Genomic DNA, 19945 nt, shown 5'->3' on the forward strand with positions numbered 1-19945 from the left:
CGGACACACCGGTCGGCCGGGACAAGGGCTTTGGGCGAAACCGCCGTTGGGGCGGATCGGGCGGGCGCGCGCAGGGTGACGGGCAGCGCGGCCGTCGGTACGGCCCCTCACCGGTTCAGTCCTCGCGACGCGCATCGCGGTCGGCAAGGCCGCCGGCGCCGAGTGGCCCGGTGTACTCGACGGTCTGTTCCGCCTCCATGCGGGGCAGCGCGCGGCGCGACACACGCAGCACGAGGGGCGGCAGAGCCGTGCGCACCGGCTGGACCAGGCGCAGCCAGGCCGGTGCGTACACCGCCGTACGGCGCCGCTCCAGGCCCCTGACCAGACGGGCGGCGACCGTCTCGGCGGGATACACGCGGCGGGCCGGGGCGGGCATGCGGACGCGCAGTTCACGCAGGACGGCGTGCCGGTCCGCGTCGCGGATCATGTCGGTGTCCGTCCAGTTGAGGTAGGCGATACCGACGCCGACGCCCCGGTGTGCCACCTCCGCGCGCAGGGAGTGCGCGAACGCCTCCGCCCCCGCTTTGGAGGCGCAGTAGGCGCTCATCAGCGGCACCGCGCCGATCGACGCGAGCGAGGCGATCTGGAGGAAGTAGCCCGCCGTGTCGAGGAGGTCCGGCAGGAACGCCCGGGCCGTGTGGGCGCTGCCGGTGAGATTGACGTCGACGACGCGGCTCCAGGCCTCCGGCGGCGAGGCGTCGAACGGTCCGCCTTCGGCTATGCCCGCGTTGGCCACCACGGCCGAGGGGGGTCCGAGACGTGCCCGTACGGTGCGGGCCGCGGCGGCCAGCGCGTCCGCGTCGGTGACGTCGACGTCGAGGGGCAGGGCCGGCCCCGGCAGGGACGCGGCCACCGCTTCCAGCAGGGGCTTCTCGTGGCCCAGCAACGCCACCCGGGCCCCGCGCCGGGAGATCTCGCGGGCCAGGGCAGCGCCCAGGCCGCGGGCGGCTCCGGTGACGGCCACCGTCCTTCCGGCAAGCGGACTGCTGCGCACGGAACCGACTCCTTTCGTGGCACGGGCGCCCAGTCAGCCGCGTCTCGCCCGCGGGGACGCCCGGGCTCAGCTCCCGAAGCCCGGCGGGCACGCGCTGTGGTCGGGGTGACCGGCAGTGCGGCGCTCCTCCTTCATCTCCGCCTCGTACAAGTGGTCACGGCCCTGCGCGAGTTCCTGCACCGCGCTCGCCTCAAGTTGCTGGAAGGGCCGGTAATAGGTGGCGTTGTAGGCCTCGACGATCTGGAACGTCCAGTGTCCGGGGATGACATTGCGTCCGAGGATCTCCGAGCGGACCTTCGCGGCCCATTCGGGGTGCCCCGCCTCCTCCAACAGCCGGACGGCATGGTCCAGTTGGAGGTCGGCCGTGCCGGTCAGCTGGTGGAAGTCGTACAGCCGGCCCCTGGCCCGCTCGGTCGTCTCCAGTGCCTTGGACAGCGCCCCGAGAGCCTCGACGGTCGTGTCGTCGACCCCGGCGGGGCGACGGTGGTCGTGGTCGGGGCCGCCGGGGACCTCATGGTGTTCGTTCACTGATCCTCCTCGGCAGGTACGGCCGCCCCGGTGGGCGGCGCCATGGGTCAGCGCCTGCTTCCGGTGCGGTCGCGGCGGGTCAGGAGTCGCTGGGCGCGGTTCAGGCCGGGGGGCCGGTGGCGGTGCAGGGCGGCCCGTGCCGCGTTGGCGCCCGGTGCTCCGTGCACGCCGCCGCCCGGGTGAGCCCCGGAGGATGCCAGGAAGAGCCCGGGGACCGGGGTCTCCGGGCGTCCGGTGCCGGGTACGGGGCGGAAGACGAACTGCTGATGGAGGGCGGTCGTGCCCCCGTTGATGGCGCCGCCGCTCAGATTGGCGTCCAGGGACTGGAGGGTCGGGGGCGCCAGGATGCGGCGGGCGCGGATGAGGGCGCGGAAGCCGGGCGCGAACCGTTCCACCTGGCGTTCGACCCGGTCTGCCATGAGTTCCTGGTCCTTGGTGTCCCACTGGCCGGTGATGCCCTCGTCGGCGGCGTCGGCGCCGATCTCGTGGGGGACGTGGGTGTAGGCCCAGGCCGATTCCGTGCCCTGCGGGGAGCGGGTGGCGTCGGCGGTGGTCATCTGCCCGAACAGCAGGAAGGGGCGGTCCGGGACCTGCCGCATGGCGAGCTGCGCGGCGAAGCGCGTGAGCTCGTCGACGCCGTCGGCGAGGTGTACGGTCCCGGCCCGGGACGCCTGCTCGGCCTGCCAGGGCACCGGCCCGTCGAGCGCCCAGTCGACCTTGAACGTGGCGAAGTCCCACTGGAACCGGCGCACGTCCTCCAGGAGCTGCGCGGGCAGGTGCTCGGGGTCGAGGAGGCTCCCGTACAGCGCGGGTACCGACACGTCCGCCAGCACCGCCCGGCGGGCCGGTACCGCGTCGCCGGCCGCCGTCCGTACACCGACGGCCCGGCCACCGCGGACGACGACCTCCTCGACGCGTTGTCCGCAGCGGATCCGCCCGCCCCGGGACAGCAGTCGGCGCGTCAGGGCGCCGGTCAGGGCGCCGGAGCCGCCGACCGGGACGGGGAAGCCGTAGGTCTGCCCCAGCATGGCCATCAGCCAGCCGAAACCGCCGCTGCCCGCCGCTTCCGGGGCGAGGTCGGCGTGCAGGGCGTTTCCCGCCAGCAGCAGCCGGCCGCCCTGTCCGCGGAACTCCTCCTCCCCCATCCGCCGTACCGGAAGAACCAGGGTCCGGGCCATCCGCAGACCGCCCGCGGCCCGCAGCCGCCACGCCAGCCGGGCCGTCGCCCGGACCGGGGGGAAGGGGGTGAACAGTGCGTCCAGGAGGTCGGGGCGCAGGCTCACCCACACATCGTGCAGGCGCCGCCAGGCGTCCCCGTCGCCCGGCGCGAAGGCGTCGAGGGAACGGGCGGTGGTGTCGAGATCGCGGTCCAGGAGAGCACAGCTGCCGTCGGTGAGAGGGTGTGCGACCACGCTCGGTGCGTTGCTCCAGCGCAGTCCGTGGTCCTCCAGCCGCATGGCGGCCAGGACCGGGGAGGCGGCCGCGAGCGGGTAGAAGGAGCTGAAGAGATCGTTGACGAAGGCGGGATCGACGCCGTGGTCGTGGCGCACCGCGCCGCCCGGCTCCGGCTGTTCCTCCAGCACCTCGACGCTCCAGCCGGCGTCCGCCAGCACGTTGGCGGCGACCAGACCGTTGGGGCCCGCGCCGATCACCACGGCGTCAGGCATGGCCGGCTTCCTCCGCGCCCGTCACGGCCGACCGGACCGGTGCCGGGGACGGGGCGTCGCGGGCCGGGTTCTCGCACAGCCTGGCCAGTCGGGCGAGCATGGTGCGGTGGCGCAGCTGGATCAGCGCGTCGAAGCCGACGTTGTGCAGGCGGCCTCCGGCTCCCTGCAGTGGGTGCTCGTCCACGATGACCAGGCAGTGCTCCCCCCACGGACGCAGCTCGATCGCGATGCGGGCCGTGCCCAGCACCCCGGCATGGGCCTCCAGCTCCAGGCCGGCGCCCTCCTCGCAGTGGCGTACGACCGTCTCGTTGGAGAGTTCGAGCGGGCCGAGCCGGACCTGGAAACGGATCGCCGCGTCCTGGTGCGGCCACTGCCCCCGGACCGGCTCGGACTGCGCGGTTCCCACGACCCACTCCGCGTAGCGGTGACCGTCGGCGAGGACGTCCCACACGGCACTCGGACTGACTCGGATCAGGCGATGGCGACGAGCCACGGATACCTCCAGGACTGTGTGTACAGAGACCTTCCGTCGTGATCCCTCGGCCGGATGCACCCGTTCCGGCCCGGCCCTCTCGGTCAGGACGCTGCCGCGGTCGCCGTTCGTCTCGCGTGACGTCCGGTCCTCCCGTAGGGTCACGGTGCCGCCATGGCAGAAGGGGCCCTACGGCCTGGGTCGTACGCCGACCAGGCCGCAGACGTATGTGAGCCACCGCGGGGTCCGTGACCCGTCCGGCGAGGAAAGGCGCGTCCCCCTTACGGCTCGACCCATGAGGAGTGCCCATGTCTGGAGAGTTCAAAGCGGTGGTGGAGGTCGACCGGCCGGCGCGGGAGGTGTTCGCCTATCTCGCCGACGGGCGCAACGATCCTGAGTTCAGTCCCCGGGTCCTCAGGATCGAGCGGATCCCGGAGACCCCGACCGCTGTGGGCACGGTCTTCCGGAGCACCGTCAAGGACGCCGGGATGAAGACCGCCCGGGAGTTCCGCATCACCGAACTCGAAGCGCCGGTGAGGATCCGCTGGACCGAGGTGTCCAAGAACAGCGTGACGGTGCGCGAGGGGGGATACGACCTGGAGTCCCTGGCCGACGGCAGGACGAGGGTCCAGATCTTCAACGTCCTGGAGGGCCACGGTCTGGGCAAGCTCCTGGTCGGCCTGGCGCTGGCCGCGGCCCGCAAGGACGCTCCTGCTTTCGGCACCCGGATCAAGACGGCCGCCGAGAAGGCGATCGGCGCCGGCTGACGTGTCACCGGCACGGGGTCACCGTCGGCGAGCACGCTGCCGACGGAGCCCCCGATCACCCCGCCGGCGGCGGGCCGGGTCGTCGCGAGCGGTGGACGGATTCACCTCCCCGTCGTTCCGAGGATCTGGTCGGCCGTCGCGAAGCTGTGCCCGGTCGGCTTCAGCACTTCGTAGAGGTGGCCGAAGTAGTCCGTACTCGCCGTTCCGGTGAGCACCGCCAGCAGGAAGGCGACGCACCCCACGTCGTGGTGCTCCCACAGGGGGCCGCGCCCTTCGTTGTAGAGCACGGTCCACTCGTCGGGGCGCTGACCGGGCCGCGCCAGCCAGTAGAGGAAAGCTCCCGTGCCTTCCTCGAAGGCCCAGGGCAAAACTCTCGCGCCCGCCTCCCGTAGACCGGCGGGCTTGTCCTCGAACTCCCACAGACCGGCCAGGATCTCGTCCCGCTCCCTCGCCTGCGCGTGCAGGTTGCAGTCGTCGTAGGCGGAGTCGGGGACGAGCAGCCAGATCGTCTGGTGGAAAAGGCCGTCGCCGTACGTCTCCACGAGCTGCTTGTAGTCGGTGGGCAGAGCCGCACCGAGGTCGCGCTCGGCCTGCGCCCAGTCCACGGCGGGTGGCGCCACGGCGGGCGGCGGGCAGAGACGGACGAGCGCGTCAAGGGCGGTCATGGAACGGACGTTACCGAACGACCAGCCGGTGCCCGCGGGCGCGGCGGCAGGCCGGGCGGCGGGGCCGCCGGCAGCGGCGCGGTCACGGAGGGATCGGGGCGTGCCGGCGTTCGACGGTCACAGAGGCAGAGGCTACGGCCCTGGCGGCGTGCGGCCGCCTGCCGCCAGGGCGACCGGGAGCGGCTTGGTCCACCCTCGGCGCCGAGGCCGGTCGCGTGAGGGCCCGGTGAGCAGCAGGCCGAGGGCCGGACGGACGCACCGAAGCAGTTACCGCCCGGTCGGCCCCACCGTGGGCCGGGGATCAGTGGCACGCGTGATCGCGGACTCCACGGCGGCGATTCGGTCGGCGAGGAGGCCGAGCGCGGCGACGGCCCGCACAAGGGCGTCGTCGTCCGAGCCGCCGAGGGCGCGGCTGCGTACCTGGGCCGTTTTCAACTCGGCCCAGCGAGCGCTCTGTTCGGGGTCGAGAGGGCCGCGCAGCTCGGCGAGCTTGAGCAGGTTGGCCTCGGCGCCCGACGTCAGGGTCTGGGCCTCGGCCGCGTAGTGGTCGTCGATGAGGGCGGCGAGTTCGGTGTCGTTCATGACGGGCTGGATACGTTGGGCGATCTTGTTCAGGTTGCGGTAGGAGCCCTGGAGCCGGAAGGGTGGCTCCGTACGGGCGGCGTCCGCTTGGGAGGCGGAGGCGAGGTACGCCGCGTTCACGGCGAGGACCGTCTCGCGGGCCGTGACCAGGTGGCGCAGGACAGCGAGGATCCGCTCCAGCTCGGCGGCCGGGTAGGGGTGGATGAGCCGGTCGGTGCGGGCCGCCGGGTCGCCTGCGGCGAGCCGGAGCAGCAGGTCCAGGTCCGCGCGTTCGCGGCCCGCCAGCGGGGCCACGACCGGGTTCGCCGTCAGCGCGTTCTCGACGAAGCTGAGTGCGAAGACGTCCTCCTTGCCGGTCAGGACGTCGCCGAGGTTCCAGACGTCGGCGCGGTTGGCCAGCATGTCGGGGAGGTGGAACCGGCTGCCGGACTCGGTGTACGGGTTGCCCGCCATGCAGACGGCGAAGCGTTTGCCGCGCAGGTCGAAGGTGCGCGGTTCGCCGTCCCACACGCCCTCGATGCGGCGTGTGGCGTCGCACAGCGGGATGAACTTCTGCAGCAGTTCCGGGGAGGTGTGCTGGATGTCGTCCACGTGCAGGAGCGTGTTGTTGCCCGCCGCCAGCGCGAAGTTGATCTTCTCGATCTCCTGGCGGGCGGTGGCGTTCGGGGCCTCGGCCGGATCGAGCGAGGTGACCGCCGGGCCGAAAGCGGGGCCGCTGACCTTGACCAGGAGGAGGCCGAGGCGGTCGGCGAGGTACTCGACGAGGGACGTCTTGCCGTAGCCGGGCGGCGAGATGAGCAGGAGCAGCCCACTCGTGTCGGTGCGCTTGTCCGCCCCGGTGGTGCCGAGCTGCTTGGCGAGGTTGTCGCCGATGAGCGGCAGGTACACCTGGTCGATGAGGCGGTTGCGGACGAACGCGGACATCACACGCGGGCGGTGGTCGTCCAGGTGCAGCCGGGAGCGTTCGGCGGCCGCGAGCGCGGTGCGCCGGTGCTGGTAGGCGCGGAAGGCGGGGGCGTCCTGCTGCCTGAACCGCCTTGTGCGGGCCAGGAATTCGTCGATACGGAGGGTCAGGCGGCCGCCGGTGATGCGCGGGTGCGTGCCGAGCAGGCCCTCGACCGTCTCGGTCAGCGGTGCGTCGGAGTCGTGGCGCGGCAGTTCGGGGCAGAGCTCGGCGGCCACCGCCTCGTCCAGGTCCCCGGGAGTGCCGGTGGCGGCGGCGTACGCGGACAGCCACGCCTCGACCAGCTGGCGGCGCGCGGCCAGGTCGTCGACGGCGGCGAGATCGTCGTCGTAGGCCGAGGTGCCGACCGTACGGCGGAACTTCTCGAGGAGCGTGCGGGTGGTCGCGCTGATGACGAAGCCGTCGGGGCCTGTGGTCAGTTCCTCGAAGAGGTACGCGGCCGCCGCCGGGCCCATCCGCGACGCGAGCTCGGTTCGGAAGCCGGCGATCGCCGGGGCCGGGCCGAAGGTGTCGCGGGCGCGGGCGAGCGACACCGCGCGACGGGCGAGGAGCGCGCGGGCGTCGGGGGACAGCTCGTGGGCCCAGAACAGTTGGGCTGCGGCACGGGCGGACGGCTCGTGCCGCAGCAGGCCGGCACCCTGGTCCAGGCGCAGCAGCGCCGCGAGGATCGCGGTCGCGTCGTGGTCGTGGACGCCGCGTTCGTAGCCTTCGTCGTACGCCTGCTCCGCCGCCTGTCGCACGAGCGCCGGCAGGTCCGCCTCGGCGAGGGCCGCCGGGCCGTGTTCCTCCAGCAGGCGGGCGGCGAGGTGTTCGGCCCGGTAGACCTCTGGCGACTCGGAGGCCAGCGTACGGCCCCAGTACGGGCGGGTGGCCTCGAACTCGGGGTCGGTGACCGGTACGCGATAGTCGGTGCCGGTCAGGGCGAAGGCGAGGGTGTCGCCGTGCGGGACCAGAGTGAGGTCGAGGGGCTGGGTGTTCACGGCGAAGCGGTGCCGGCCCAGGCGGAGGGTGCGGCCGTCGTCGCCGTACAGGTCGGTGCGGTCGCGCAGCGCGCGGGACGCCTCCTGGTGAGTGGCCTTGAGCCTGCCCTCCAGTTCCTCCGCCCTCACCTGGTCACCGAGTTCGCGCAGTTCGCCGGCGATACGGCGGATCCTGGCCACCATCGGGTCCGAGGCGAAGTACAGGGCGACCGCCTCGGCGTCGGCGGCCGCGGCGGAACGGCGGGCGACGGTCTCCAGGACCCGGCCGGCGGAGGCGGCGAGCTGTTCGGCGCGGCGGGCGCGGGCGTCGGCGAGGCTCTGCTTGCGGGCGGCGAACGCCTCGTGGATCTCGGCCCGCTTGTCCGCCAGCTCGGTCAGGAAGTCGTCGAAGTCCGCGAAACGGGACTCCAGGCCCTCCAACTGCACCAAGATCGGCATCAGTTGGTCGTCACAGGCCAAAGGGGTGTCCGCCACCGACAGGGCGCTCGCGACAGATTGGCACAGCAGCGCGAACTCGGCGGCGAACCCGGTCCGTCCTTCCCGGTCGAGCAGGGTTCGGCGGCGCGCGTCGAGCGTGGCGCGGACGCGGTTGGTCGCGCCCAGTACCTCCGAGACGCGCTCCAGGATGGCCGTACGCACCGTGGCGTCACCGACGTCGAGTGCGGCGACGACCTCGGTGACCGTGCGCAGTCCGTCCGCCAGTTCGCCGACGCGGGCCGTCACGGGGGCGGCCTCGGCGACCGTGGCGATCGCTCCGGCGTCCGTGAGGAGCTCGTCGATCTGCCGGCGGTGGGCCGCGAAGGCGTCCTCGCGGGCCAGGAAGGTGACGGCGCGCCGCCCGAACGAGGCCAGGTCCTGCGCGGACTGCGCCGCCAGCTCGTCGATGCGGGCGGTGTCCGCGTACCGCATCTCCTTGAGCGTCAGCAGACGGCCTTGTGCGCGGCGCAGTTCGGTCAGCCCGGTGACCCAGGCGGCGGCCTCGCGAGGGGCCTCTCCGCGCAGCCGGCGTACGACGGCCGCGATCCCCGCGGCCGCCTCGTCCAGCGCGTCGGTGGCCTGACGGGTGAGGGCCTGGACGGTCTCGAACTCGGTCAGCACCTGCTCGGCCGTGACCCGCACCTGCCGCAACGGGCCGTTCAGGGCTCCGAGTTCGGGGTCGGCCAGCCAGTGGTACGCGTCCGTCGCCCGGTCGCATGCGGCGACCAGCGCCGCGTACACCTGCGTCGTCGGGGTCGTCCCGGCCACGGCGGCCGTGATCGACAGGCAGTCGGAGATACCGCGGACGAGGTCGGCGTTACCGACGCGGGCCAGCGGGCCGGTGCCGGTGGGGCGGGCGGCGGCGTAGGTGTCCGAGACGTACGGCGAGCGCCACACCTGGAGCGGGTGGACGCGGGACGGTTCGGCGGACTTTCCCGCCGGGTCCCCGCGCAGCACCATGAGCGTGCCGTCGTCGAAGAGTGCCCAGCCGTGACAGGACAGGGGGGTGGCGATCTCCTTGCGGATCATGTTGTACGGCAGGAGGAGGCTACGGCCCTCCGCGCGCGCGTGGAACGCGAAGAGGACGTCCTCCCCGTTGGGCGAGCGGGTCACCTGCTCGTACTCCAGGTTGACCGTGTCGATGCCGTCGAAGGTCTTGTACGCGCCGGTCGCCAGGCAGTAGCCGCCGGGGAAGACGATCCCCTGGTCCTCGGGCAGTCGGCGGCAGGCCTGTCCGATGCCGTCCAGGCGTACGACGGTCTTCGTGAGCGTGTTGAAGACCAGGTGGCGGTGGGTGTCCTCCTTGTAGGGGCGGACCCGCAGCAGGATCAGGGCTCCCACGCGCGCGTACGCGATGTCGGCGTCGGCCAGCGACTGCAGCGGCTCGTCGACCGGCTCGGTGTGGATCCCCTCCCCCGTCTCGGTGTCGTCCTCCACCTTGATGGTCAGGGTGCCGGCGACAGTCCCGACGAAGACCTCGCCCGCGATCGACACGTGCGGGTGGCGGCCGAGGACGTGATCCTCACGGGTCGCCCCGGTCCACTCGAAGTCGTGGGAGGGCGGGAGGACGTGGTCGCGCTCACCGCGGGCGTCGAGGAAGGCGACCCGGCGTCCGTCGTCGGACAGCGTCCAGCGCAGGACGCGGACGTCGTCGGTCTTCTCACCGGTCTGGAAGACGGCCAGCAACTTGCCGCCCACGTGCCGGAGCCGCAGAAGACGGGCCTGGCGGTAATAGCGGTACAGGGCCGCGAACTCCCGCAGGAAAGCAGGGTCGTCGAGCAGGCCCGGCACCGCGTCCTCGGGCAGCCGGTCGAGGTCGCGGTCGTGCAGGGCGAAGACGTCACCGACTGCCGTCTCCGGCTTGGGATTGGGGAAGACGTTGTGGCCGAAGAGGAGGACCTCACCGATGGCGACGATGTCCCGGGGCACGCACCTGTGCTCGGTGCGCAGGCGTTCGGTGCCGGTCAGCTCCAGCCGTTCCGAGCCGAACTCCTCGCAGCGACGGACGTTGAGCGCCTCGACGCGGCGGCCGAGTTCGGCGGCCTGTGCGGCGAGCCGGTCGCGCAGCACCTCGTAGGCACCGGCGTCGGCCCTGTCGTACGTACCGGTGTCCGGGCCGGTGGTCATGTGATCCCTTCCAGGAAGTCAGAGATGCGTCCGGAGCCGCCGTCCCCTGTGCGGCGGCTCCGGACGAGTGGACGGGTCAGGCCCTGGCCGCGCTGCCGTTGAGAGCGGCTAGCGGTGCGTCCGCCAAGCCCAGCTCGTCCGCCTTGTCGAGCAGTTGCCGGAACTGCCCGGAGTTGGTTCCGCCGGCGTTCATCAGCCGCATGAGCAGCGCGGAGACGGTCACGTTCTGCACGTCGGCCGTCGACACCGAGCCGAGGATGCGGCTGAGGTCGTCGGTGAAGCTCGACGTGCCGTCCAGCCAGGGCTTGGCCAGGGCCTGGGCGGTCTCGGAGTGTTCGAGGAAGCCGTCCACGCCCTTGCCGAGCGCGATCGACGAGACGAGCCGGTCGAAGAAGACGGAGTCCCCGCCGACGATGTTGATGTCGGCGTTCTCCAGGCCGGTCGCCAGTACGGTCGCCTGCGCCTCGGCGACCTGCCGCTGGACGTCGAGTCCGGCCAGCCGGATCTCCTTCTCCGCCTGAACGCGCAGCCGGTACTCCTCGTGACCGCGCGAGGCGTCGTCGAGGGCGGCCATCGCCGCGGCCTTCTCGGTCAGTCCCGCCGCCTCCGCCTTGAGCTTCTCGCCGATACCGGTGGCCTCGGCGAGGGCCTTCTCGCGGGCGCCCTCCGCCTCCGCGCGCAGCCGTGCCTCGGTGGCGGCGGCCTCCGCGCGGCCGGCCTTCTCGGTGACCTCGGCCTCCTTGCCGCGGACCTGAACCGCGGCGAGCCCCTCGGCGGCCGCCTCGGCCTGGACCCCTTCGGCCAGCCGCAGCTTGGCCTGCGCGTCGAGATCGGCGCACTTCAACCGGGCATCCGCCAGGGTGAGTTCCTCCGCCGCGCGGTGGGTGGCGGCCTGCTCGGCGGCCTCCGCGGCCTTGATGTCCTTGACCAGCTTCTCCTGCGCCTGGGCCTCGGCGGCGATGACGACGGCCTGCCGCTCCCGCTCCGCCTCCTCCACGGCCCGCAGCCTCTTGATGGACTCCTCCTGCTCGGCGACCGTACGGTCCACCGCCACCCGCTCCCGGACGACCTCGGCGATGTCCCGCTTCTCGGCCTCGACCTCCTTCTCGGCCGCGATCCGGGTCAGCTGGGTCTCCCGCTCCCGCCCGATGACCTCCAGCTGGCGGTCCTTCTCGATCCGCTCGTTCTCGACGGCGATGACCCGCTCGCGGTTCTTCTGCGCGACGGCGATCTCACGGGCCTGGTTCTCGCGCTGGATGCCGAGCTGTTCCTCGGTGCGGATGAACGCGCCCTGCGCGCCGAGCCGTTCCTCCTCCTGCACCTTGGCGGTGACCGCCTCCTCCTTGGCCCGCAGCGTCTCGACCTCGCGCCGCTGCCTGATCTCCGCCTCGGCCTGCCGGCGTTCCAGCTCCAGGATGGTCTCCCGGGCGTCGACGTCCTGCCGGGTGATCTCCTTCTCCTCCGTGCGCTGGAACTCGTTGGTGCGCACGTGCTCGACCGTCGTCAGCTCGGTGATCTTCCGGATGCCCTGGGCGTCCAGGATGTTCTGGCTGTCCAGCTGGGTCATCGGCGTCTGCTCGAGGAAGTCGATCGCCGCGTCGTCGAGGTGGTAGCCGTTCAGATCGGTGCCGATGACCTGGATGATCCGATCGCGGAACTCCTCTCGCTTGGTGTAGAGGTCGACGAAGTCGAGCTGCTTGCCGACCGTCTTGAGGGCCTCGGAGAACTTCGCGGCGAAGAAGCCCTGAATGGCCGCGGGGTCGCTGGCGGTCTGCGTGCCGATGGCCTGGGCGACCTTGATGACGTCCTCGACGGTCTTGTTCACCCGGACGAAGAAGCTGATGTGGATGTCGGCGCGGATGTTGTCCTGGCAGATCAGGCCCTCGCGGCCGGTACGCCGGATCTCGATGGTCTTCACCGAGATGTCCATGTACTCGGCCTTGTGCAGTACCGGCAGCACGACCGCGCCGGTGAAGGTGACGTCCACCCTCTTCGTCTTGGAGATGATCAGCGCCCGGCCCTGCTCGACCTTGCGGAACAGCCTGCTGACCACCAGAAGCATGGTGACCGCGATGAGGAGGACAACGGCGACGAGCACGCCGATGCCCAGGGAGATGGCATCCATGGGGTACGTCCTTGAGGCATACGGAAGGTGAGGTGCGGGGAGGTGTGCGTGGCGGCCGCGGCTTCAGCCGGTGTGGCCGCCCGGGTCGAGCGCGCTGTCGTAGCAGGCGACCCAGAAGAACTCGCCGGACTCGTCGTAGGCGTACAGCAGCCCCGTGCTTCCGCTGCTGAGGTCCTCGCCGCCGCTCTGCCGGACCTGGACCACGGCCGTGGAGCCGTCCGGCGCGGCGACCTCGGCCTGGCCGAAGGCCGCGTCCACCCGGCCGGTGCGGATGGTGCAGGTCAGTCCGACGAAGTCCAGCCGGGACGGGCCGGGTTCATCGGGGAAGAGGCGATGCAGCGGCCGTACGAACACCCGGGTGACGCCCCACGCGACGAGCAGCGCGACGACCAGTACGGCGAGCCGGACCAGGGCACGGGGCAGGCCGGAGGCGGCGACCGGATCCAGCAGGACGGTCGCGGAGAGGCTGGTGAACCAGCCGAACGCCGTCAACAGCGAGAAGACGACCGTGACCGGTACGCCGCCCATCCCCCAGGCGTCGACGTGCGCGTCCGTGTCGAAGCTGTGGTGGTCGGCCGCGCCGACGGCGACGAGCAGCCAGAAGCACACGACCACGACCAGGGCGGCCGTGAACAGGATGGTCGGAAAGCCCGAGGCGGCCTCGAAGAACGTCCGCATGCCCACCCCTCCCCGATCATCTCGTCACCGGCCACGGCGGGGGGTGCGGTCCCGGTGCCGGAAACCTGCCGGAATCCGGCACCGGGATCGTCCTCCGTGCTCCCCCGTAAACATCCTGCCCGCGCACGCCCGGTGCCCGCATTGCCGGTTCCCGGCAGTCTTCACCAGGGTCTGGATGCCAGAATGCCGCCAAGAACGCGTCAGCGTCGCGTGTCCGGCGCGTCAAGAACCTGGGGGATCACATGGCGGAGCACGCAATACCCGAGAACTATCTCGACGGCTACGCCCGGATCCTGGCCGACGTCTCCGCCACCGGCCGCCGTCTGACCCGCGACGAACTCGCATCACGCCGCGCCCTCGGCGAACTGGCCGCCGACGCCGGCTACGGCCTGCGCTCGCTGATCGGCGCCCACCTCGCCGCCACCCGCGCCGCCTGGCCCGGCGCCCCCGCCTCCGCCGATTGCGTGCTCGCCGCCGTGCAGCAGGTCGTCGACGCCTTCGCCGAGGGCTACGAGCGCGCCCAGCGCCTCGCCATCCGCCAGGAGGAGGCAACGCGCCGGGAGTTCATCGACGACCTCCTCTACGGCCGCAGCGACCTGGGCCGTCTCGCCGAACGCGCCGAGCGCTTCGGCCTGCGCCTCTCCCACGCCCACGCGGTCGCCGTCGCCAAGGGCCCGGCCGCCTACGACGAGGCCGACCCGGTCGCCCGCCGGGTCGAACAGTCCCTCATCGCCCGCTTCGGCGCTCGCAGCATCCTCCTCACCACCAAGGACGGCCGCCTGTTGTGCGTCGCACCGGGCGACCAGGACGAGGTGCTGGCCTACTTCGCCAAGCAGGCGTACGCGGCCACGGACGGAGGCCGGGTCGCCATCGGGCGCCCCCAGCCCGGCCCCGGTGGGGTGGTGCAGTCGTACGAGGAGGCCCTCAACACCCTCGACCTCGCCGACCGCCTGGAACTGGAGGCGCCGGTCCTGCACGCCGCCGACCTGCTCGTCTACCCGGTCCTCACCCGCGACCGCCAGGCCATGGCCGATCTGGTGACCAGTGCCCTCGGCCCGCTCACCGCGGCCCGCGGCGGTCCCCGGGTGCTGATGGAGACCCTCATCGCCTATTTCGACTCGGGTTGCGTCGCCGCCGAAGCGGCCCGCCGGCTCTCACTGAGCGTGCGGGCGTTCACCTACCGCCTGGAACGCATCCACCAGCTCACCGGCGCGAACCCGGCCGACACGAATCACCGTTACATGCTCCAGACCGCGGTGATCGGTGCCCGGCTGCTCGACTGGCCGGACAAACCCCTCTGAACGTGCCGCCCCTTTCTGCCGGCGCAGGAGCACGGCGGCCCGGACCCCCTACAACAGCTCGTCGAACAACGCGAGTCGGACTGTGATGCACTTGCCGACCGGCTCCTGGCGCACCTCGATTCCCTGGACGACCGCCATCACGATCTCCAGACCGTGTTGTCCCACCCGGCCCGCGTCGGCGGCGCGTGCCAGCGGAAGTGTCGGATCGGTGTCCCACACCTCGATCTCCAGCATGGCGTCGACGATGCGCAGGTGCAGCAGCACCGGCCCGGGCGCGTATTTCAACGCGTTGGTGACCAGCTCGCTGACGACCAGTTGCCCCAGGTCCATGGTGCGGGCCGCCACCGGCAACCCGTACTCCCCCTGCACCCGCGTCAGGAATTTCGACGTCTGGGCCCGGGCGTCGGCGATACAGCCGTCCGCTCCGTCCAGGGCCACGGTCACCTCGGCAGGTGCGGCTTCCGGCATCCGCGAACACTCCTCAGGCAGGACCCGCACCCTGCCGACCATCTCCAGTACCCCGTTCATGAGCGCGCGGCTACCCCGTGTTTCACGGCTTACGCCTGTGCCGCGCTGTTTCTGTGCTGCGGACGAACTGAAGGGCCGTCTCATGCATCGCGGGAGGACTTCCGGGGCAGCGGTGGCACCAAGGACGTGACAGCCCCCTTCGAGTGCGCAGAGGACGCAAGTGACAGAGAACCGGGAAGCAGCGGGTCACGGCAGATTGTCCGTGGTCCGGAACGACACCGACGGCATCACCGTCCTCGGCCTCGACGGAGAGATCGACCACCAGAGCGTGAGGGGCCTGACGCGCGCCCTGGCGGCGGCGGAGGGCGCCGTGGGTCAGCGGGTCGTCATCGATCTGAGCCGGGTCACGTTCATGGACTCCAGCGGCGTCAACGCCCTGATCGCCGCCTTCCAGGCCACTGAGGCCGCCGGGGGGTGGCTGCGGCTCGTCGTGGTGCGGGGTGCCGTGCTGCGTACCTTGCAGCTCGTGGGACTCGACACCGTCGTCCCCTTTCACCCGACCCTGGAGGAGGCCCTCGCGCCGACGCGGCCGGACACGTGAAAACCGTGACGAGTACCCCGCCCCCTCTCCGTCATGCCGCCCGCATGACCCCTTTTTTGGTCAGGTCACAACGCTCCCGACAGCCTTTTGTCGCTGCTCGGCACCTGGGTTAATCTTCGACGGATTTCTCATCGGGCAGCTCCGTGGGGTGCGGAATTGTCGCTGGTGAGCGGGCCCTTCACGAGCCCGGCACGGTTCCGAGTCCTCGGTGCGGGGGCTCTTGGGGAGCGGAACGAGGGTGCGCATGACCAGCACGTCGACGGAGGCTCGGGAGAAGGCCCCGGGCGAGCAGGAGCTACGGCAGTTGCTGGCCGGGCTGACCGCCGTGCGCGACGGCGACTTCGGCACTCGGCTGCCGTCCGACGGACACGGTCTGCTGGGCGACATCGCCACGGTCTTCAACGGCATGGTCGACCAGCTGTCCGTGTTCACGTCGGAGGTCACCCGGGTGGCCCGCGAGGTGGGCACCGAGGGCACGCTGGGCGGCCAGGCGGAGGTTCCGGGAGTCTCCGGCACCTGGGCCGACCTGACCGACTCGGTCAACGCCATGGCGGGCAATCTGACCACCCAGGTCCGTGACATCGCCCAGGTGGCGACGGCGGTGGCCAAGGGCGACCTGTCCCAGAAGATCGACGTGCCCGCGCGCGGGGAGATCCTTCAGCTGAAGGAGACCGTCAACACGATGGTCGACCAGCTCTCCGCCTTCGCCGACGAGGTCACCCGCGTCGCCCGCGAGGTCGGCAGCGAGGGACGGCTCGGCGGACAGGCGCAGGTCCCCGGCGTCGGCGGCGTCTGGCGAGACCTCACCGATTCGGTCAACTTCATGGCCGGAAACCTCACGTCCCAGGTCCGCAACATCGCCCAGGTCACCACGGCGGTGGCCCAGGGCGACCTCTCCCAGAAGATCACCGTCGACGCCCGCGGCGAGATCCTCGAACTCAAGAACACCATCAACACGATGGTCGACCAGCTCTCCGCCTTCGCCGACGAGGTCACCCGCGTCGCCCGAGAAGTCGGCACCGAGGGCCGCCTCGGCGGACAGGCCGACGTCAAGGGCGTCAAGGGCACCTGGCGCGACCTCACCGACTCCGTGAACTTCATGGGCGGCAACCTCACCGCGCAGGTCCGCAACATCGCCCAGGTGGCCACGGCGGTCGCCGAGGGCGACCTCTCCCAGAAGATCACCGTCGACGCCCGCGGCGAGATCCTCGAACTCAAGAACACCATCAACACGATGGTCGACCAGCTCTCCGCCTTCGCCGACGAGGTCACCCGCGTCGCCCGAGAGGTCGGCACCGAGGGCAACCTCGGCGGACAGGCGATCGTCCGGGGTGTGTCGGGGACCTGGAAGGACCTGACCGACAACGTCAACGTGATGGCGTCGAACCTGACCGGGCAGGTCCGTTCGATCGCCCAGGTGGCCACCGCCGTCGCCCGCGGCGACCTCTCGCAGAAGATCACCGTCGAGGCCAAGGGCGAGGTCGCCGCGCTGGCGGACGTCATCAACACGATGGTCGACACACTGTCCGCGTTCGCCAACGAGGTCACCCGCGTCGCCCGCGAGGTCGGCACCGAGGGACGGCTCGGCGGACAGGCACAGGTGCCGAACGTGGCCGGCACCTGGAAGGACCTGACGGACAACGTCAACTCGATGGCCAACAACCTCACCGGGCAGGTGCGCAACATCGCCCTGGTGACGACCGCGGTGGCCAACGGTGACCTGTCGAAGAAGATCGACGTCGACGCCCGGGGCGAGATCCTGGAGCTGAAGACGACCATCAACACGATGGTCGACCAGCTGTCGTCGTTCGCCGCGGAGGTCACCCGCGTCGCCCGCGAGGTCGGCAGCGAGGGCCGGCTCGGCGGACAGGCCGAGGTGGAGGGCGTCGAGGGCACCTGGAAGCGGCTCACGGAGAACGTCAACGAGCTGGCCGGGAACCTCACCCGGCAGGTGCGCGCGATCGCCGAGGTCGCGAGCGCCGTGGCCGAGGGCGACCTGACCCGGTCGATCAACGTGGAGGCCTCCGGCGAGGTCGCCGAACTCAAGGACAACATCAACTCCATGGTGGAGTCCCTGCGCGAGACCACGCGGGCCAACCAGGAGCAGGACTGGCTCAAGACCAACCTGGCCCGCATCTCCAGCCTGATGCAGGGCCACCGGGACCTGCCGGTGGTCGCCGAGCTCATCATGGACGAGCTCACCCCTCTGGTCTCCGCCCAGTACGGCGCCTTCTACCTGGCCGAGGACACCGAGCGCGGGCACGAGCTGCGGCTGGTGGGCTCGTACGGCTATCCAGACGACGACGAGCGACCCACCCGTATCCCGGTCGGGCGCTCCCTGGTCGGACAGGCCGCGCGCAACCGCCGTATGGTCACCGTGGAGGAGCTGCCCGCCGGGTACGTCACCATCTCCTCCGGCCTCGGACACGCCGCGCCCACCGCTCTGGTGGTGCTGCCGATCGTGGTCGAGGAGCAGGTCCTCGGTGTGATCGAGCTGGCCTCCGTCAGCCGCTTCAGGAAGATCCACCAGGACTTCCTGGCACAGCTGATGCCGACCATCGGCGTCAACCTCAACACCATCGTCGCCAACGTCCGCACCGACGAACTGCTGGACGAGTCCCAGCGGCTCACCGCCGAACTCCAGGCCCGCTCCGAGGAGTTGCAGGTCCAGCAGGACGAACTGCAGCGCTCCAACGCCGAGCTGGAGGAGAAGGCCTCCCTGCTGGCCTCGCAGAACCGCGACATCGAGGCCAAGAACCTCCAGATCGAGCAGGCCCGGCAGGAACTGGAGACCCGCGCGCAGCAGCTGTCGCTGGCCTCCAAGTACAAGTCGGAGTTCCTGGCCAACATGAGCCACGAGCTGCGCACCCCGCTCAACAGCCTGCTGATCCTGGCCCAGTTGCTGGCGCAGAACCCCTCGCGCAACCTCACCCCGAAGCAGGTCGAGTACGCGGGCATCATCCACTCGGCGGGCTCGGACCTGCTCCAGCTGATCAACGACATCCTCGACCTGTCCAAGGTCGAGGCGGGCAAGATGGACGTCGCCCCCGAGCGGGTGCCGCTGCGCCAGCTCCTGGAGTACGTCGAGGCGACGTTCCGGCCGATGACGACCCAGAAGAGCCTGGAGTTCACGGTGGCCACGGCCCCCGGCACCCCGGCCGACCTGCTCACCGACGACTCCCGGCTGCGTCAGATCCTGCGCAACCTGCTGTCGAACGCGGTGAAGTTCACCGAACAGGGCGGTGTGGAGCTGCGGATCGAACCCGCGGCCGACCGGGAGGTGCCGCCCAGCGTGCACCGCGGCGGTCCCGTCGTGGCGTTCCGGGTCAAGGACACCGGCATCGGCATTCCGCAGCAGCAGCTGGAGACGATCTTCGGGGCGTTCCAGCAGGCCGACGGGACGACCAGCCGCAAGTACGGCGGCACCGGGCTCGGTCTGTCCATCACCCGGGAGATCGCCCACCTGCTGGGCGGCGCGGTCACGGTCGACAGCACTCCCGGCCAGGGCAGCACGTTCACGCTGTACCTGCCCGTCGCGCGCGCCGACTTCGAGGAACTGATGGAGGGCGGCGGACGTCCGGCGGAACAGCCGTACGACATCTCCGCCTCCGCGGAGACGGACGAGCCCCGGGCGCTCACCGCTCCCGCGTCCTCCCCCGAGCAGCGCAGGCGCCGTCTGCTGGTCATCGAGGAGCGCCCGCGCGGTCTGCTCACGCTGGTCGCCGAGCGGGCCGTCGCGGACCTCGCGCACGACGCCGGCGATCCGCACGGGGCGATCGACATCATCACGGCCGTGGGCGCGCAGGAGGCGGCGAGCACGCTGGCCGCCGACCCCTGCCACTGCGTCGTCCTCGAACTCGGCATGCCGCACGACGAGGGCGCCGACTTCCTGCAGGCCATGGGCGGCGACTCGGCGCTGGCGAGCGTGCCGGTCCTGATCCACACCGGACACCGCGTGGACCTCGCCCAGGAGCAGGGCCTGCGGGCCCTGGCGGGCGACCGGCCGCTGGACTTCCTGTCCAGCCTGGACGACCTGCGGGAGCGCATCACCCTGCATCTGTCCGCCGAGCAGCCGGGCGACGTGCTGTCCCTGGTGCGTCCCGAGGAGCCGCAGCGTCCCGTGGCACAGGTGGACGACTCCTTCCTCGGCCGGAGCGTTCTCGTGGTCGACGACGACGCGCGGAACCTCTTCGCGCTCAGCGGGGTGCTGGAGCTGCACGGCTTCCAGGTGCTGCACGCGGACAACGGCCGCAAGGGCATCGAGATGCTGCTCGCCCACCCGGACATCTCGCTCGTCCTGATGGACGTGATGATGCCGGAGATGGACGGTTACGCCGCCACCGCCGAGATCCGTTCGATGCCGCAGTACGCGGAGTTGCCCATCATCGCGGTCACCGCGAAGGCCATGCCGGGCGACCAGGAGAAGAGCCTCGCGTCAGGAGCCAACGACTACGTCACCAAGCCCGTCGACACCGGTGACCTCATCGCCCGCGTCCGACGGTGGCTGCCCGAGTGAGGGCAGGCAGCGCCCACCAGCCGACCGCGTGAC

At 71.4% G+C, this 19945-nt stretch carries 13 protein-coding genes; 4 read left to right on the top strand and 9 right to left on the bottom strand.

What is annotated here, in order from left to right; translation table 11 throughout:
* Positions 1-115 precede the first annotated feature (115 nt).
* The 4 genes from ABZT02_RS12115 to ABZT02_RS12130 form a co-directional block, all read right to left on the bottom strand.
* Positions 116-994, bottom strand: a complete 879-nt coding sequence (locus tag ABZT02_RS12115) for an SDR family oxidoreductase (RefSeq protein ID WP_356016798.1) — start codon at positions 992-994, stop codon at positions 116-118.
* A 66-nt stretch (positions 995-1060) separates the two neighbouring features.
* The gene (locus ABZT02_RS12120) at positions 1061-1522 is read right to left on the bottom strand and encodes a hypothetical protein (RefSeq protein WP_356016800.1); all 462 of its coding nucleotides are present in this window, start codon (positions 1520-1522) and stop codon (positions 1061-1063) included.
* 47 nt (positions 1523-1569) lie between these two features.
* Entirely contained in the window at positions 1570-3189 is a 1620-nt protein-coding gene (locus tag ABZT02_RS12125; RefSeq protein ID WP_356016802.1) for an NAD(P)/FAD-dependent oxidoreductase, read from the bottom strand.
* Positions 3182-3682, bottom strand: a complete 501-nt coding sequence (locus tag ABZT02_RS12130) for an SRPBCC family protein (protein WP_356016804.1) — start codon at positions 3680-3682, stop codon at positions 3182-3184. Before ABZT02_RS12130 ends, ABZT02_RS12125 begins: the two co-directional genes overlap by 8 nt.
* Before the next feature lie 287 nt (positions 3683-3969).
* On the opposite strand from ABZT02_RS12130, the gene ABZT02_RS12135 reads away from it, so the two are divergent.
* On the top strand, positions 3970-4428 hold the full coding sequence (locus tag ABZT02_RS12135; protein ID WP_356016806.1) for an SRPBCC family protein: 459 nt from the start codon (positions 3970-3972) through the stop codon (positions 4426-4428).
* A gap of 101 nt (positions 4429-4529) precedes the next feature.
* Here the strand turns inward: ABZT02_RS12135 and ABZT02_RS12140 are convergent, their stop codons facing one another.
* The 4 genes from ABZT02_RS12140 to ABZT02_RS12155 form a co-directional block, all read right to left on the bottom strand.
* Positions 4530-5093, bottom strand: coding sequence for a hypothetical protein (locus ABZT02_RS12140; RefSeq protein WP_356016808.1), 564 nt, complete (start codon positions 5091-5093; stop codon positions 4530-4532).
* 267 nt (positions 5094-5360) lie between these two features.
* Positions 5361-10223, bottom strand: a complete 4863-nt coding sequence (locus ABZT02_RS12145; RefSeq protein WP_356016810.1) for a DNA repair ATPase — start codon at positions 10221-10223, stop codon at positions 5361-5363.
* 76 nt (positions 10224-10299) lie between these two features.
* Positions 10300-12348: a flotillin family protein gene (locus ABZT02_RS12150; RefSeq protein ID WP_356016812.1), complete on the bottom strand. Its 2049-nt coding sequence runs from the start codon at positions 12346-12348 to the stop codon at positions 10300-10302.
* Positions 12349-12411: 63 nt separating this feature from the next.
* Positions 12412-13026, bottom strand: a complete 615-nt coding sequence (locus ABZT02_RS12155; RefSeq protein ID WP_356016814.1) for a hypothetical protein — start codon at positions 13024-13026, stop codon at positions 12412-12414.
* A gap of 242 nt (positions 13027-13268) precedes the next feature.
* Here ABZT02_RS12155 and ABZT02_RS12160 point away from each other — a divergent pair, with 242 nt between their 5' ends.
* The gene (locus ABZT02_RS12160) at positions 13269-14327 is read left to right on the top strand and encodes a helix-turn-helix domain-containing protein (protein WP_356016816.1); all 1059 of its coding nucleotides are present in this window, start codon (positions 13269-13271) and stop codon (positions 14325-14327) included.
* Positions 14328-14375: 48 nt separating this feature from the next.
* Here ABZT02_RS12160 and ABZT02_RS12165 read toward each other — a convergent pair whose 3' ends face one another.
* Complete coding sequence (locus ABZT02_RS12165) at positions 14376-14855, bottom strand: ATP-binding protein (protein WP_356016818.1); 480 nt, start codon at positions 14853-14855, stop codon at positions 14376-14378.
* Between the two features lie 202 nt (positions 14856-15057).
* Here ABZT02_RS12165 and ABZT02_RS12170 point away from each other — a divergent pair, with 202 nt between their 5' ends.
* Positions 15058-15396, top strand: coding sequence for an STAS domain-containing protein (locus ABZT02_RS12170; RefSeq protein WP_356016820.1), 339 nt, complete (start codon positions 15058-15060; stop codon positions 15394-15396).
* Positions 15397-15640: 244 nt separating this feature from the next.
* On the top strand, positions 15641-19912 hold the full coding sequence (locus tag ABZT02_RS12175; protein ID WP_356016822.1) for a HAMP domain-containing protein: 4272 nt from the start codon (positions 15641-15643) through the stop codon (positions 19910-19912).
* Positions 19913-19945: the final 33 nt, after the last annotated feature.

The sequence above is a fragment of the Streptomyces sp. NPDC005402 genome, assembly GCF_040606575.1.
Classification (GTDB): domain Bacteria; phylum Actinomycetota; class Actinomycetes; order Streptomycetales; family Streptomycetaceae; genus Streptomyces.